Origin of the sequence: Pantoea cypripedii (genome assembly GCF_011395035.1) — a bacterium.
Taxonomy (GTDB): Bacteria; Pseudomonadota; Gammaproteobacteria; order Enterobacterales; family Enterobacteriaceae; genus Pantoea; species Pantoea cypripedii_A.
In genome coordinates, this window is sequence record NZ_CP024769.1 from 512450 (window position 1) to 527901 (window position 15452).

The 15452-nt window shown below is 56.1% G+C and carries 15 protein-coding genes; 6 read left to right on the plus strand and 9 right to left on the minus strand.

The annotated features are described in order from the left end of the window. Positions 1 to 205: 205 nt before the first annotated feature. The 8 genes from CUN67_RS22715 to CUN67_RS22750 all read right to left on the minus strand — a co-directional run bounded on the left by CUN67_RS22715 (position 206) and on the right by CUN67_RS22750 (position 7974). A complete protein-coding gene (locus tag CUN67_RS22715) occupies positions 206 to 1000 on the minus strand; it encodes an amino acid ABC transporter ATP-binding protein (protein ID WP_208717720.1) in 795 nt (264 codons plus the stop codon). Further along, positions 984 to 1910 carry an amino acid ABC transporter permease gene (locus tag CUN67_RS22720; protein ID WP_208717721.1) on the minus strand — a complete coding sequence of 309 codons (927 nt, stop codon included), beginning with the start codon at positions 1908 to 1910 and terminating at the stop codon, positions 984 to 986. The genes CUN67_RS22715 and CUN67_RS22720 overlap by 17 nt, the downstream gene beginning before the upstream one ends. A 9-nt stretch (positions 1911 to 1919) precedes the next feature. Continuing rightward, entirely contained in the window at positions 1920 to 2432 is a 513-nt protein-coding gene (locus CUN67_RS22725; protein ID WP_208717722.1) for a GNAT family N-acetyltransferase, read from the minus strand. 9 nt (positions 2433 to 2441) lie between these two features. Continuing rightward, positions 2442 to 3377 (minus strand): ABC transporter substrate-binding protein, encoded by a 936-nt coding sequence (locus CUN67_RS22730; RefSeq protein WP_208717723.1) that lies wholly within the window; start codon positions 3375 to 3377, stop codon positions 2442 to 2444. A gap of 15 nt (positions 3378 to 3392) precedes the next feature. Then, on the minus strand, positions 3393 to 4706 hold the full coding sequence (locus CUN67_RS22735; RefSeq protein WP_208717724.1) for an LLM class flavin-dependent oxidoreductase: 1314 nt from the start codon (positions 4704 to 4706) through the stop codon (positions 3393 to 3395). 52 nt (positions 4707 to 4758) lie between these two features. After that, positions 4759 to 5916 carry an amidohydrolase gene (locus tag CUN67_RS22740; protein ID WP_208717725.1) on the minus strand — a complete coding sequence of 386 codons (1158 nt, stop codon included), beginning with the start codon at positions 5914 to 5916 and terminating at the stop codon, positions 4759 to 4761. 22 nt (positions 5917 to 5938) lie between these two features. Continuing rightward, positions 5939 to 6937 (minus strand): MsnO8 family LLM class oxidoreductase, encoded by a 999-nt coding sequence (locus CUN67_RS22745; protein ID WP_208717726.1) that lies wholly within the window; start codon positions 6935 to 6937, stop codon positions 5939 to 5941. 230 nt (positions 6938 to 7167) lie between these two features. Further along, the gene (locus CUN67_RS22750) at positions 7168 to 7974 is read right to left on the minus strand and encodes a hypothetical protein (RefSeq protein ID WP_208717727.1); all 807 of its coding nucleotides are present in this window, start codon (positions 7972 to 7974) and stop codon (positions 7168 to 7170) included. A gap of 288 nt (positions 7975 to 8262) precedes the next feature. Here CUN67_RS22750 and CUN67_RS22755 point away from each other — a divergent pair, with 288 nt between their 5' ends. Continuing rightward, complete coding sequence (locus CUN67_RS22755; protein WP_208717728.1) at positions 8263 to 9177, plus strand: alpha/beta hydrolase fold domain-containing protein; 915 nt, start codon at positions 8263 to 8265, stop codon at positions 9175 to 9177. Between the two features lie 61 nt (positions 9178 to 9238). Here the strand turns inward: CUN67_RS22755 and CUN67_RS22760 are convergent, their stop codons facing one another. Continuing rightward, entirely contained in the window at positions 9239 to 9400 is a 162-nt protein-coding gene (locus CUN67_RS22760; protein WP_208717729.1) for a hypothetical protein, read from the minus strand. A gap of 13 nt (positions 9401 to 9413) precedes the next feature. Between CUN67_RS22760 and CUN67_RS22765 the strand changes: the two genes are divergently transcribed. The 5 genes from CUN67_RS22765 to CUN67_RS22785 are packed head-to-tail and all read left to right on the plus strand — an operon-like array spanning position 9414 to position 15446. After that, entirely contained in the window at positions 9414 to 11036 is a 1623-nt protein-coding gene (locus tag CUN67_RS22765; RefSeq protein ID WP_208717730.1) for a TIGR04028 family ABC transporter substrate-binding protein, read from the plus strand. Between the two features lie 12 nt (positions 11037 to 11048). Further along, on the plus strand, positions 11049 to 11990 hold the full coding sequence (locus CUN67_RS22770; RefSeq protein ID WP_208717859.1) for an ABC transporter permease: 942 nt from the start codon (positions 11049 to 11051) through the stop codon (positions 11988 to 11990). Next, the gene (locus tag CUN67_RS22775) at positions 11990 to 12847 is read left to right on the plus strand and encodes an ABC transporter permease (protein ID WP_208717731.1); all 858 of its coding nucleotides are present in this window, start codon (positions 11990 to 11992) and stop codon (positions 12845 to 12847) included. The genes CUN67_RS22770 and CUN67_RS22775 overlap by 1 nt, the downstream gene beginning before the upstream one ends. Further along, on the plus strand, positions 12844 to 14454 hold the full coding sequence (locus CUN67_RS22780) for a dipeptide ABC transporter ATP-binding protein (protein WP_208717732.1): 1611 nt from the start codon (positions 12844 to 12846) through the stop codon (positions 14452 to 14454). Before CUN67_RS22775 ends, CUN67_RS22780 begins: the two co-directional genes overlap by 4 nt. Next, positions 14451 to 15446, plus strand: a complete 996-nt coding sequence (locus CUN67_RS22785; protein WP_208717733.1) for a putative FMN-dependent luciferase-like monooxygenase — start codon at positions 14451 to 14453, stop codon at positions 15444 to 15446. The genes CUN67_RS22780 and CUN67_RS22785 overlap by 4 nt, the downstream gene beginning before the upstream one ends. The last annotated feature ends 6 nt before the right edge of the window (positions 15447 to 15452 follow it).

Consider the following 15452-nt stretch of genomic DNA (forward strand, 5'->3'; position numbering starts at 1 on the left):
TTATGCCGCAGGATAGCGGCTTTCGATGACAGTTTATTGTAACGACGTGACTTTAGTCCCACCGTGTTTGTGAGGATAGTGCAGTTTATTCTGAATGCAACCGATTGACGCATAAAGGAGAAAAAGGAGGAGTGGCGTTAATTATCTCTGGTTTGTCGGGGGCTTGGGCCGGGGCGGTCTGCCCCGGCGGTGACAATGAGGCTTATTACAACACCCGCGCCAGAAAACGTTTTGTCCGTTCGTGACGCGGCTGATTCAACACCTGATGGCTGCTGCCCTGCTCAACGATACGGCCATCAACCATAAACACCACGTTATCCGCCACCTCGCGCGCAAAGCCAATCTCGTGAGTGACGATGACCAGCGTAGTGCCGGATCGTGCCAGTTTTTTGATCACATCCAGCACTTCCCCTACCAGTTCCGGGTCGAGCGCCGAAGTCGGTTCGTCAAACAACATCACACGCGGATTGAGCATCAGCGCCCGGGCGATGGCGATACGCTGCTGCTGACCACCGGAAAGGTGGCGAGGCCAGGCATCGGCTTTATGGCGTAAACCGACAATATCCAGCAGTTCACCCGCCCGGATAATCGCCTCGCGCCGGGAGAGCTGCCGATGGGCAACCGGTGCTTCAATCAGGTTCTCCAGCACCGTCAGATGCGGGAACAGATTGAAGTTCTGGAACACGTAACCCACGTTAATGCGCTGGCGCAGAATGGCGTGCTCTTTCAGTTCGTAAAGTTTATCACCCCGTCGCTGATAACCGATGTACTCGCCATCGATCTGGATAAACCCTTCATCCACCCGTTCCAGGTGGTTAATGGTGCGCAACAGTGTCGATTTTCCTGAACCGGAAGGGCCGAGGATCACCGTCACCGATCCCGGTGCCAGTTCCAGCGACACATCATCCAGCGCCTGATGGCTGCCGAAAAATTTGCTGACGCCGATGATGCTGATGGCCCCGGTGGCATGCAGATTGCGGTAATCAATGGCTTCGGACATGGGAAAGTTCCTCATTAGCGGCATCGGTGGCAACGCGATTGCGCCATTGACGCCAGCGCGATGGTTGGGGTTCCCGGGTGACGCTGCGCGCCAGCCAGCGTTCTACGCTGTGCTGCAACAGCGATAAAACGGTGGTGATAATCAGATACCAGGCGGCACCGACCATCAGCAACGGGATCACCTGCTGGGTACGGTTGTAGATCATCTGGATGGTGTAAAACAGTTCCGGCATCGCCAGTACGTAAACCATCGCGGTGCCTTTCGCGAGGCTGATCACTTCATTAAACGCGGTGGGGATAATGGCGCGTAGTGCCTGTGGCAGAATGATGCGAAACGTCCGGCGCGATGAGGATAAGCCCAGCGCTGAGGCCGCCTCGAACTGCCCCTGATCGACCCCGAGAAAACCACCGCGAATGATCTCCGCACTGTAAGCGCTTTGCACCAGTGTCAGGCCAATGACGGCGGCCGGAAATTGCCCCAGCACGTTGATGGTCTGGAAATGGCCCCACGATAAGGCCGTAAACGGAACGCCGAAGGAGAGCGTGTCGTACAAATAGGAGAAGTTATACAGAATGATCAGCACCACAATCAGCGGCAGCGATCGGAACAGCCAGATATAACCGAATGCCAGCGAACTCAGCAGCCATGAGGACGACAGGCGGGCCAGTGCCAGCAGTCCACCAAAAATCAGGCTGAATACCGTGCCAAAAAGTGTCAGCAGCAGGGTTTGTCCTAAGCCGTTGAGAATCACCGGATCGAAAAACCAGCGACCAAATACGCCCCACTCCCAGCGTGGATTAAACGCCACCGAATCAATCACCCCCGCCAGGATAAACAGCGCGACTATGGCCCCGACAGTCCGTGCCGGATAGCGTGCTGGCACCACGGTTAAACGTTGTTCAGTTTTCATGCTGCCTCCTTAGCTGGCTTTGGCCACGCTATGCACATCAATCACTTTGAGAAAACGCAATCGCCCGTCATGCGGTGGCTGGCCATAGATCTCCATATCATCACGCAGTTCAAATTGCGGCTGGTAACCATGACCGATATACAACTGCACCGCCTCCGGCTGACGAAATCCGGTGGTGAGGTAGACACGCTGATAACCGGCGCGCAGCGCACGCCGTTCCAGTTCCTGCAAAATCAGCAACGCCAGCCCCTGGCGACGCAGATCCCCACGCGTCCAGATACGTTTCAGCTCGGCGGTGTTGTCGTCATAGGGTTTGTAGGCCCCCATCGCGATGATTTCGCCATCCCGTTCCAGCACGATAAACAACCCGCGCGGCGGTAAGTACCATTCGGTCAGCTCCACTTCTTTGCTGTTGCGGAAAAAATCACCGTAACGCGCCTCATATTCACCAAACAATCCGCTGAGGATAGGTTGTAATTCCGGCGCTTCCGGCGAGACTTCACGGAAAAATTGCTGGCTCATCTCGCCTCCTTAATCGCCGAGACCGGCCGGGTTCACTTCAGAATGATCGATGTGCTCTACGCCTTCACCCCAGCGATTCAGCACCCGGAGGTAATCACCGTTCTGCATCACACCGTTGAGGGCGGTGCTGATCGGTTCTGCCAGACCGCTCCCCTTTTTCACCGTCACCGCGATATGAGCCGCTTTTGGCCAGCCGCCATCAACACTTCCCACTAAACGTGTCTGCCCGGTCAGCGCGGCTTTCCATGCGCCAATCACATTGGGGCCAAAGTAAGCGTCGGCGCGACCGGATTGCAGCGCCAGAGTTTGTGCCGCGTCATCTTTGGTGTAGATCGGCGTGAACGGCTTCAGCCCTTTGGCCTGATTCTCTTTATCCCATGCCAGCAAAATCGCTTCCTGATTGGTACCGGAGCCGACGATGATACGCAGTCCGGCAATATCAGCCGCTTTGGTCAGGGATTTAATCGGGCTGCTGGTTTTGACATAAAACCCGAGGGAGTCTTTACGGTAGGTGGCAAAATCGAAGCGTTCTTTGCGTTCTTTGGTCACGGTGATATTGCTGATAGCGGCATCGTATTTACCGGAGGCGACGCCCAGCGGCCAGTCCTCCCACGAGGTCGGGACAATATTCAGTTTCAGCCCGAGGCTATCCGCCACCAGCCGGGCGATATCCACTTCACTGCCAAGTAACGTTTTATTGTCATCGCTGAATACCGTCAGCGGCGGGGAATTCTGCGCTGCCACGGCCACGGTAAAGCTACCAGGTACGGCAAAATGATGTCCGGCGGGGATCTGTGCCACCGCAGCGCTATTTTTACCGGTGTTAATCGGGGTTTTGTTGGCTTCGAGGCTGACCTGCTGGCCATTCAACGCCACCTCTTCGGCGAGAGTAGCCGTGCTGGTGGTGAGAAATAACAGGGCGATGAGGGCGATCTTCTTCTGCATAGCATCTACTCGCTTTTATTGTTGTGCGAACTGGTTTTGCGGATCCTGCAAGGCGAAACTGGCGCGCAGTGTGCTGCCTGGATATTCACGGCGCGTCAAACCTCGTGCCTGTAAAATCGGTACGACGCGATCCACAAAGCGCTCGAAGGTATCCGGCGTTCCGCCCTGAATAATGAAGCCGTCTGTGGCTGCACTTTCGAACCACAGTTGCAACCCGTCGGCGACCTGCTCCGGCGTACCGTGGAACAACGGACGTGGCGTAGCCGCCTCAAGCGCAGCCTGACGCAGCGTATGGCCCTGCTCACGTGCTTTGCGTTTGATTTCATCGGTGGTACTGCGGAAGCTGTTCTGGCCGATATCACCAATGTCAGGGAAGGGTTCATCCAGTGGATACTGCGAGAAATCGTGATGATCAAAGAAGCGCCCGAGATAATTCAGCGCATCGGTGATCGAGACCAGCGCAGCGGTGGTTTGATACTGACGCTCCACATCGTCGGCATCATCACCCACAATCACGCTGACGCCCTGGAAAATATGCAAATCCTCTGGCTGACGACCATTCGCCACCAGCTGCGTTTTCACATCGCGGTAGAAGGCCTGGGCTTCTTCCCGTGTCGGCTGGTGGGTGAAAATCGCATCCGCATGGCGGGCCGCCAGCTTTTTACCATCTTCAGATGCGCCTGCCTGGAAGATAATTGGCCGCCCCTGCGGCGTGCGTGCGATATTGAGCGGCCCCTGTACCTGGAAAAAATCGCCATGATGATCCAGCGTATGCAGTTTGGCGGGATCGAAGAATTGACCGCTCTCTTTGTTGCGTACAAAAGCATCGCCTTCCCATGAATCCCACAACCCTTTCACCACCTGCAAATATTCATCGGCGATGCGATAGCGCAATGCGTGTTCCGGGTGTTGCTGGCGCGAAAAGTTCTTCGCTGACCCTTCCAGCGGCGACGTCACCACGTTCCAGCCCGCGCGCCCACCGCTCAGATGGTCAAGACTGGCGAACTGCCGCGCAACGGTGAAGGGTTCGCTATAGGAGGTGGAAACGGTCCCCACCAGCCCGAGATGCTCGGTCACGCCAGCCAATGCTGACAGCAGCGTCAGGGGTTCGAAACGATTGAGAAAATGCGGAATCGACTTTTCATTGATAAACAGCCCATCGGCAACAAACAGAAAATCCAGTTTGCCCTGCTCTGCTTTACGCGCGATATGTCTGGCGTAGTCAAAATTAATGCTGGCGTCTGCCTGTGCCGCCGGATGGCGCCAGGCGGACATATTGCCGGATGCGCCGTGCAGAATAGTACCCAGTCGGAGTTGTCTGGTCGTCATAATCGTTTCTCTCTGTCCATAGCACATGTCGATTAAAAAATGGGGGAATTTGTCAGTTCAGGATGACGTCACGACATCGTGCGTTAAGGTGTTGCAGCGCTTGTTGCGCCAGTTGCGCAAAATAACTGGCCGCGGGGGCGATCAAGGCTTCATCCGGATTAAACCCGCCATGATGCAGACCAAAATCGCTGGCGCTGCCGATGCTGACAAAAGCACCGGGGATCAGTTGCAGGTAAAAGGCGAAGTCCTCACCCCCGAGATGTAAATCGGCAGTTTGCACCCGATATCCGGCCTGCTGCGCCACCTGGCTGGCAAATGTCGCCCAATGCGCGTCGTTATCCAGTACGGGCGGACCGGCGTGCCAGCTCAGTGTGGCAGTGGCACCGTTCGCCACGGCCACGCTTTCCACCAGACGCCGTACCCGCTGTTCCAGCAGTTGCCGGACCAGCAAATCGTGAGTGCGGGCAGTACCGCCAAACTCAACTTCTCCCGGCAGCACATTCCAGGTTTTGCCGCCGTCGATACGGGTAATACTCAGCACCAGGCTGTCGAGGGTATTAAAACTGCGGCTGGTCAGGGATTGCAGCGCCTGAATGATCTGGCTGGCGACCACGATGCTATCCACCCCCTGCTCCGGATGCGCCGCGTGCGCCCCTTTACCGTTAACACGGATGACAAAGCGGTCAGCATTGGCATAAAACGCCCCGCCGCGAGTGGCAAAGGTGCCCGTCGGCAATCCCGGTTCGTTGTGCATGCCGAAAATTGCCTGCACATCCTGCAACACCCCTGCCCGGATAAATTGCCGTGCGCCGGTAGCATTCTCTTCGCCGGGCTGAAACAGAATGCGAATGCGCCCTGGCAACTGTGCTTCCTGCGCTTTAAGTTGCAGTGCTGCGCCCAGCATCACTGCGCTGTGTACATCGTGGCCGCAGGCATGCATGACCCCGCTATGACGCGAGCGATAGGGCAAGCCGGTAGCTTCATGAATCGGTAAGGCATCGATATCTGCGCGCAGCGCAATCACGGTGTCGCCCTGGCCGATTTCTGCCACCACGCCGGTTTCCAGCGCATAATCCAGCAGACGTATCCCTGCGGCCTGTAGCCATCTGCGCAAACGTGCGGTGGTCTCAACTTCGTGGCTGGAGAGTTCCGGCCAGCTATGCAGCTCGCGCCGCCAGTCAATCAACTGTTGTTGTGAAAATTGCGTCATGGGTGCCTCCGGGGTGTGCCGTTCAGGCCGCAACCAGACGATGGGTTGCCAGCAGTTCGAGGGATTTCAGACGTGAATGTTCATCCACAACGGGTGAATCAATCACAAATTCATCAATGCCAAAGTTCTGATGCAGTGCCTCAAGCTGCGCATGTACCTGGGCGGCCGTACCTTTCAGCAAAGAAGGTGTGCGCGGCTCAATCACATAATCGTGGTAACCCCCCTGGCGCACGTAGCGTTCGGCCTGCTCAATGCTGCCGACATTGACGCTTTGGCCGTCTTTCACCGTTACGCGATAAAAACGCAGGTTGCTGACCAGCAAATCGGCTTCTGCCGGGGAATCCGCCACCACCACCTGCACTGCCACCAGCGCGCGCTGGCCGTGACTGAGTTGGTGGTAACGTCCCAGCACCCTTTCCAGCAGTTGACGATCACCATTGAGATGGGCGGCAAACACCAGCTGCCAGCCGAGTTCTGCGGCCAGCTTTGCGCTCTCTTCACTGGCCCCCAACAGAAAACGATTGGCCGGACGGGTGGGCTGCGGGGTCGCGTTAAGGGTTTCTTCGTCAGTGTGTGGCGCTGCGGGTTGTAACCAGTTATCCAGCAGCGCCAGCTGTTCGGCAAAACTGCCCTTTTCATCCTGATGGACACCCAGTTGCAGCGCCCGCGTGGAGAGCGGTAATCCGCCGGGGGCCTTGCCGACACCAAGATCGATACGGCCCGGTGCCAGCGACGCCAAAAGATTGAAGTTTTCCGCCACTTTGTACGGGCTGTAATGCTGTAACATCACGCCACCCGAGCCAACGCGGATATGACGTGTCTGACCGATAATCCAGGCAATCAGTAATTCCGGTGCCGGGCTGGCCAACTGGGCCGAGTTATGGTGTTCAGCCAGCCAGAAACGGTGATAGCCCCATGCCTCTGCCTGTTGTGCCAGATGCAGGGTGCGGTGCAACGCCTGAGTTGCACTCTCTCCTTCGGCAATCGGCGATTTATCCAGCAAACTGAGTCGGTATGACATACGCCTTATCCTTTCTGCAATGAATATGGCGGCTAGTGTGGAACGGCGCTTTTATTTCGCCAAACAACAAATTCGACAAAGTGCATTAAGAAAATGGGAATAGTGTCGGCATTTATGCTGACCAGGAAAATAACCGCACATTTTCGTAGCGGCGCGATTTATCGCGCAATTCTGTGCACGGTGCCGGTAAACCCCGCGCAATAAATTGCGCCGCTACAATTTTTGATGATTTATAGCCGGGTATCCATTGGCTGAACACTTCTGTTTTTAATTATATCAAGAATACCCTTCAGTTCTGGTTTATAGACAGAGGAACAATTCTTCAAACTATCTTCATCTATTCTCAACTCTATCCTTCCCCAAATAGTGGTTATTTCCCTGAGAACTTCACTGGAATCTCCCTGCGCATATGAGCGGTCAGAAAGCAGCACCCCTCTCGGATTTTCCAGCATGATACGAGGCCGCTCAATAGTCGTATTCTTTTCATCGCCCTGTTGTGAAAAGCCACGAAATCTGTGTACTCCCCCCATGTTTCTCAGTGTGCAGGTCAAAACATTTTCAATCGAATTGGCTACAATAAATTCTTTGCCGACTATCTTTAAACTATATTCCACCCCTGCCATCGTCAGATATTTTTGCAACTCCTCCTGAAGTTCATTCTTTTCAGCATAAAACTCTACGTGCTTTTCAAGATTTTTCCGCCCTGCCTCTGCATCGACAGTTTCAGCAACGGAAAAAACCGGTGGGCGACGATCAAATAATGCCTGAAATTTTTCTCCCAGCTTTCTGATTTCAATACGCTGAGACATCTCATAACCCGGAGGGGCAGGATAGGGCTGAGGTGGCAGGAAATCGCTCGGGCCTGAATAACCGTCATAGGATGGCGGCGCGACAGGCATCTGCGGATTATTCGATGCCGGTAATAGCGTTAACTGAGATAATCGCGCAATCGGCAGGCGTGATCTCGAATTATTATTGTTACGTGCAACCGAGGATGTTGCCATATGAACAGAAGAAAAACCGATACGATCGGACATCGTTACACTCCCTGATTTATAACATTTTTATTCCCAGCGTCGTCGCTATGGATTTACGTGCTTAACAGTAAGCGATATTGATAAAAATAAAATATTACTGGCTGTGATAATTTACTGAAGGTAACATCATAAATATCACATCAACTTTAAAACTGATTTATCTCTGAAATAAATTACCTGTTGATTTTTTTATGGTGACCAAAAATATCATCTGTACAGCGCCATTCGAATAAACCATCATCGGGAACAGCTGAAACTATTCGCTTTTGCTAACCGGAGATTCTGTCTATGTCACAGCATGCTTATAAACCTGGCGAAACGCGCCATCCCTTGTCTGCCAGCGATCTCACGCGTGCGCCACAAATCATCGCAGCTATGGACCAGCTGCGAGCGAACTTTACCGGCACGATGCGGGAAATGTATGACGAGATGCTGGCCCAGACGCCCATCGCCGACGGCGTGGTCACAGAACACATCAATCACGATGGGATACAGGGCTGGTGGGTGAAACCGCAGCAGGCTTCAGGTAAACGGGTGCTGGTATTTATTCATGGCGGCGGCTATACGCTGGGCAGCGCCCGTGCCTATCGCGGTTTTGCCAGCCAGTTAGCCGCCCGTAGCGGTGTTGCGACATTTGTTCCGGACTATCCCTTAACCCCCGAATCCCCTTTCCCGGCAGCACCAGAGGCCATCGCGCGACTTCCAGAATGGCTCGCAGCCCAGGGACTGACACAGCTGGCGTTAGCGGGAGACTCTGCGGGAGGTGCACTGGTGCTGGGATTGTTACAAAATCCGCAGGTGGCGGCTAATGTGGCTTCTGCCGTGGTGTTTTCGCCGTATCTCGATCTGGCATTTACCGGAGATTCCTTTAATGACCCGGCGACGCACGACCCAATATTCCATCCTGAAATACTGACCCAGCTGGCTGGGGTATATCTCAATGGCACCTCCGCCACCAACGGCTTAGCCTCACCGTTGTACGCCATACCCAAGCATTTACCCCCACTGGCAATTCAGGTGGGAACGGATGAATTATTGCTGGATGACGCCACACGTTATGCCGCCGCAGCGGCAACACGAGGCGGCGAGGTCCAGCTGGATATTTATGAAGGCATGCACCATGTCTTTCAGAGCACAATCGAGCTTGAAGCAGCGCGCCATGCGCTGGATGCCGCTGCCGGGTTTATTTCGCGCCACTGGTGATAAATACCTTACTGGCACTGTTCCGTAGCGGCGCGATTTATCGCGCAATGTTTTTGGCGCGTCAATCAAAACCCGCGCGATAAATCGCGCCGCTACATGAATCTGCGGGTTTTAATTTACCCTGCCATTTACCTTTTTCAGCAAAGCTTAGTGCATTTCCTTGGTTCAACTCCCCGACGCGGCGTTCGATGATAAAAACCGCCCGTCGGGTAATTGATAACAAAGGAATTCACCATATGAAGCAACGTTTTCACTTGCAGGCATTCAGTTTTGCCCTGCTGTCAGGGATATTCAGTGCTCACGCAGCGGACACGCCGGTTAAAGGCGGCACGCTGATTTATCTGGAACAACAGCCACATACCAACCTTTATCCCCCAGCGGGTGGTTTTTACCCCAACGGTGGCATCCTGAATCAGATCACCGATAAGCTCACGTGGCAAAACCCTAAAACTTTACAGGTTGAACCCTGGATTGCCGAAAGCTGGAGCAGCAACGCCGACAAAACCGAATACACCTTTAAAATTCGTCCGGGTGTGACGTTCTCCGACGGCACACCGCTGGATGCTAACGCGGTGGCAAAAAACTTTGATACCTATGGTCTGGGCAATAAAGCGCAGCGTTTGCCGGTGTCTGAGGTGATTAACAATTACGATCACAGCGAAGTCATTGATCCACTGACGGTGAAGTTTTATTTCACCAAACCCTCGCCGGGCTTTTTACAGGGCACTGCCACCATCGGTTCGGGCCTGGTATCCCTCAGTACCCTCAAGCGCAGTTTCGATCAGTTGGGCGATGCACGTCACATCATTGGCTCGGGTCCGTTTGTGGTGAGCAATGAACAGCTGGGCCGTGAAGTCGATTTGGTGGCGCGTAAGGATTACCACTGGGGACCAAAGAATATTGCCCAGCAGGGTCCGGCCAATCTCGACGGCATCAAGTTTATCGTCACACCGGAAGACAGTGTCCGTATCGGTGCGTTGCTGGCAGGCCAGGCTGATTTTATTCGCCAGGTCCAGGCGTATGACGAGAAACAGGCCAAAGAACAAAACTTCCCGATTTATGCCGCCCCGACGCGTGGCGTCAATGACAGCATCAGCTTCCGCCCGGATAACCCACTGGTCAGCGATCTGAAAGTGCGTCAGGCGTTGCTGCATGCCACCAACGCCCAGCAGGTGGTGCAAACCTTATTCTCACCCAACTATCCGCAGGCGACCTCGGTGATTGCCGCCAGCGCAGCGGGGTACGTCAATCTGAGCGACAAACTCAGCTATAACCCGACGCTGGCGAAACAATTGCTGGATGAAGCTGGCTGGAAAGTGGGTAGCGAGGGTATCCGTGAAAAAGGTGGCGAGAAACTGGCGCTGACGGTGTATGAATCCCCGCCGCAGCCGCAAAACAAAGAAGTGCTGCAACTGGTCGCCCAGCAATGGCGTCAGGTGGGTGTCGCGCTGACGGTGAAAGCCGGTGATGCAGGCAGCAAAACGCTGGATAACCTGGATCCGCTAAAAACTCCGCTGACGGTCTCCGAAGTGGGACGTGCCGACCCGGATGTGGTGAAAAGCATGTTCTATCCCACCAATCGTGATGCGTTGCTGCAAAAAGGTGGCTCCAGCGACAAGGTGAAAAACTTCCGTGACGACAAACTCAATACGCTGCTGGTCAATATCTCGGCCGAGGTTGATGCGCAAAAACGACTACAACTCACCGGCGATGCGCAGCGTTATCTGCTCGACAACGCCTATGTCATCCCTATTTTCGAAGAACCACAGGTGTTTGCCGGTGCGCCCTGGTTAAAAGGCGTCAGTTTTGAAGCGGTAGGTCGCCCGTCATTTTATGGCGCGTGGCTGGAAAAACACTAAGGCAGGCTGATGATGCGACATTCTCTGCTGCACAGATTAGGGCAAAGCCTGCTGGTATTGTGGGCGGCGTTCACCCTGTCATTCTTTCTGTTGCAGGTGCTGCCGGGTGACGCGATTCTGATTAAGTTTCAGAACCCGGATCTCGGCCTCAGCCCGGCGCAAATTGCTGAGATGCGGCTGGCATACGGTGCTGACAGCCCCATCTGGCAGCAGTATGCGCATACGCTGTTTGCCATGCTGCGTGGTGATTTCGGCTACTCCGTGCAGGCGGGCGTGCCGGTCAGCGAACTTATCACCAGCAATCTGCCCGCCACTCTGAGCCTGGCGATACCCGGTTTTTTGCTGGCGACAGGGCTGGCGTTTGCGCTGGCGGCGTTGTCGCGTCTGCCCGCATTACGCCTGCTGCGTGCATTTTTACAGTCCATTCCCGCGCTGTTTATCTCCCTGCCGACCTTCTGGCTCGGCATCGCGCTTATCCAGCTGTTCTCGTTTCAGTTGCGCTGGATCCCGGTCATCAATCCTTCGGCACTCCAGGGCTTGATTCTGCCGGTGGTAACCGTAGCAGTGCCCATCTCCGCCCCACTGGCGCAGATCCTGTTGCGTAGCATTGATGACGTCTCCACCCAACCCTTTGTGGCGGTTGCGCGCGCCAAAGGCGCGAGCGAAAACCGGGTGTTGTGGCGTCATGTATTGCGCAACGCGCTGCTGCCGGTGTTGAACGTTGCTGGTTTACTGCTTGGCGAATTAATTGCTGGCGCGCTGATCACTGAAACGGTGTTTGGCCTGAGCGGGCTGGGGCAACTGACGCAGCAGGCGGTCAACAATCAGGATGTCGCGGTCCTTCAGGCGGTGGTGATGATCTCCGCGCTGGGGTTTGTGCTGATTAATTTACTGGTCGATCTGTTGATGCCGCTGCTTGATCCCCGGCTGCAACCAATCGCGGGAGGTCACTGATGAGTCTGGTGGATTACGCGGCAGCCCGCCTCGGTTCGCGCAGGAAACCTCGCTGGCAAAGCGTGCAGCTGCAACCCGGGCTGTGGCTGGCATGGGCGGTGATGGTGCTGGCACTCCTGGCCGCATTCGCGCCGGGATTATTGACCCACTTCAATCCGACGGAAGGCATTGCGGGTGCGCAGCGTCTGCCGCCACAGGCAAGTTACTGGCTCGGTACGGACCAGCTGGGCCGCGATCTGTTTACCCGCATCGTTTATGGCGCCTCGCAGTCACTGGCGGCGGCGTTTGCTGCGGTGGCGATGGGCCTGATTGTCGGCACCGCGCTGGGCGTGATTGCAGGTGCGGTCGGCCAGCGCACCGAAACCTTACTGATGCGGCTGGTGGATGTGCTGCTCTCTATCCCTTCTCTGCTGCTGTCACTCAGCATCCTGATTTTGCTGGGCTTTGGTACGGTACACGCTGCGCTGGCAGTGGGAATTGCCTCGATTGCCAGCTTCGCCAGGCTGGCACGCGGCGAAGTGGTCCGAGTGCGTCGTAGCGAATTTGTTGAGGCCGCTTACGGCAGTGGCGGCAGTTTCTGGACGGTGCTGTGGCGGCATATCCTGCCGAACTCACTGACGGCAGTGATCGCTTACGCGGCATTGCAATTTGGTCAGGCGATTCTGGCGCTCTCAACCCTGAGTTTTCTCGGTTATGGCACACCCCCACCGACACCTGAATGGGGATTATTGATTGCTGAAGGGCGCAACTACCTGGCGACCGCCTGGTGGCTGACCATCTTCCCCGGCATCGTGGTGGTCGCGGTGGTATTGGCAGCCAATCGTATTAGCCAGCAACTGGCGGGAGGGACGAAATGAGCACCATACTGGCAATTGAAAACCTCACCCTCAGCTATCGCCAGCATGGCGAATGGCGACCGGTGGTGCATAACGTCAGTTTTAACCTGCAGGCCGGCGAAATGGTGGCCCTGGTGGGTGAATCGGGTTCCGGTAAAACCACCACCGCGCAGGCGATTATTGGCCTGCTGGCAGAAAATGGCCGCCGCGACAGTGGCCGCATTTTGCTGAATGGCACCGATATCAGCGACTGGTCAGCCAAACGACTGGACACCCTGCGCGGCGTGCGCATCAGCCTGGTGCCGCAGGATCCAGGCAATTCACTCAATCCGGTGAAAACCATCGGTGAACAGGTGGGTGAAATGCTGCAACTGCATCTGCGTATCAGCCGTAAAGAACGCCAGCAGCGAGTGATTGAGTTACTGAGCCGCGTGGGGTTGAGCCACCCTGAGCAACGCGTAGATCAGTATCCGCACCAGCTCTCCGGCGGGATGAAGCAACGTGTCCTGATCGCCATCGCCCTTGCCCTGCGTCCGCAAATCATCATTGCCGATGAGCCGACCAGCGCGCTGGATGTCACGGTGCAAAAACGTATTCTCGATTTGCTGGATATCCTGCGACGCGAATCCGGCACGGCGGTGTTGTTTGTCACCCATGATCTGGCGCTGGCTGCTGAACGCGCTGACCGGCTGCTGGTGTTTCGTCACGGCGAGATCCAGGAACAGGGCGACACCGCACGGGTGAACCATGCTCCACAGCATCCCTACACCCGGCAGTTGTTGCAGGATGCCGCGCTGGATTCCCTGACATTGTCCCCGCCACCCGCGACAGCGCTTGCCACACCAGCGATTCAGCTTTCCGCCATCGGCAAACGCTTCCGCCTTGGACGTCAGCAGCAACTTCAGGCGCTGCATGAAGTCAGCGTCAGCGTGCCCCGTGGCACCACGCATGCGCTGGTGGGAGAGTCCGGGTCGGGCAAAACCACCCTGGCGCGTATCCTGCTGGGATTCGAACAGGCCGACAGTGGCCGCGTGGTGATCGACGGCATCGATGCCAGTCACCTCAGTAACGAAGCGCGTCGTCAGCTGCGGCGCAAAATTCAGTTCGTATACCAGAACCCTTATGCCTCACTTGATCCACGCCAGACGCTGTTTGCCATTATCGAAGAACCACTGCGCAATTTTGCCCGCCTGCCTGCGGCTGAGCGTCGTCAGCGCGTTGCCGCCGTCGCACAACGCGTGGCGTTGCCGCTGGAGTTGCTGACGCGCAAAGCGCGTGAGTTATCTGGCGGCCAGCGTCAGCGCGTGGCGATTGCCAGAGCGTTAATTGTCGAACCGGCGATTCTGGTGCTCGATGAAGCCACTTCGGCACTGGATGTCACCGTACAGGCGCAGATTCTGCAATTGCTGCAACAGTTGCAGCGCGACCTCGGCCTGACCTATCTGTTTATTACCCACGATCTCGCCACCGTGCGACGGCTGGCGCATAGCGTCACGGTACTGCGATCGGGCGAAGTGGTGGAACAGAGTGACGTTGTCACGTTATTTGCTGCCCCCCGTGATCCCTACACCCGATCTTTAATTGAGGCGATTCCCACTTTCCGTCCGCTGATTAAGGAGTCTGCATGACGCGTAAACGCATTGGTTTTTTCACCCGCCTGCTCGATGAAGGTAGCGCACAGCAGCGCTACCGGCTGGCAACCGAACAGATTCAGCACGCGGAACGATTTGGCTTTGATAGCGCATGGATTGCGCAGCACCATTTTCACGAGCATGAAGGTGGCCTGCCATCGCCGCTGGTGTTTCTCGCCCATATCGCAGCGCATACCCGCAGCATTCGTCTCGGCACCGGCATCATTACCCTGCCACTGGAAAATGCCCTGCGTGTCGCCGAAGATGCCGCGGTACTGGATTTGCTCAGCAACGGACGCCTCGAAGTCGGTTTTGGTTCCGGCGGCACCGCGACCTCCTTCCTGCCGTTTGGCCTGACCATCGATCAACGTGCGCCCTTCTTTGCGGAGCAACTGCATAGCGTGCTCAGCGCCTGGCGTGGTGATAGCCTGGCGCATCCGGATAACCATCTTTATCCCGCTGCACCGACGCTGGCGCAACGCGTCTGGATCGCCACGTTTTCGGTTGAGGGCGCTGCGCGCGCCGGTCAGGCAGGCCACGGTCTGATGTTATCGCGCACCCAGCCACGTCCCGCCGGACAAGCTGATGTGCCCCTGGATGCGTTGCAGAACCCGATGATCGACGCCTATCTGGCCGCGCTGCCGGAAGGGGTTGCGCCGCGTATCCTTGCTTCACGCACCGCTTTTGTCGCCGATTCCAACAGTTATGCACGCCGTCTGGCTGAACCGGGCCTGCAACGCCAGGCGGATCAGTTCCGCGCCAGCGGGCATAGCGTAGCGGGTGACTCACTGGATGATCATATCCGTCAGTTTGACGCCCATCTCGGCGATCCCGCAACGGTGCTGGCCTCTCTGGCGCAGGATAGCGTGCTGGCACGCGCCACCGATATCACCTTCCAGGTACATTCGATCGATCCTCCCCACGCGGATATTTTGCGCTCGATTGAACTGATTGCCGACCACATCGCGCCGCAACTGCGCAACGCGTAACAGGAG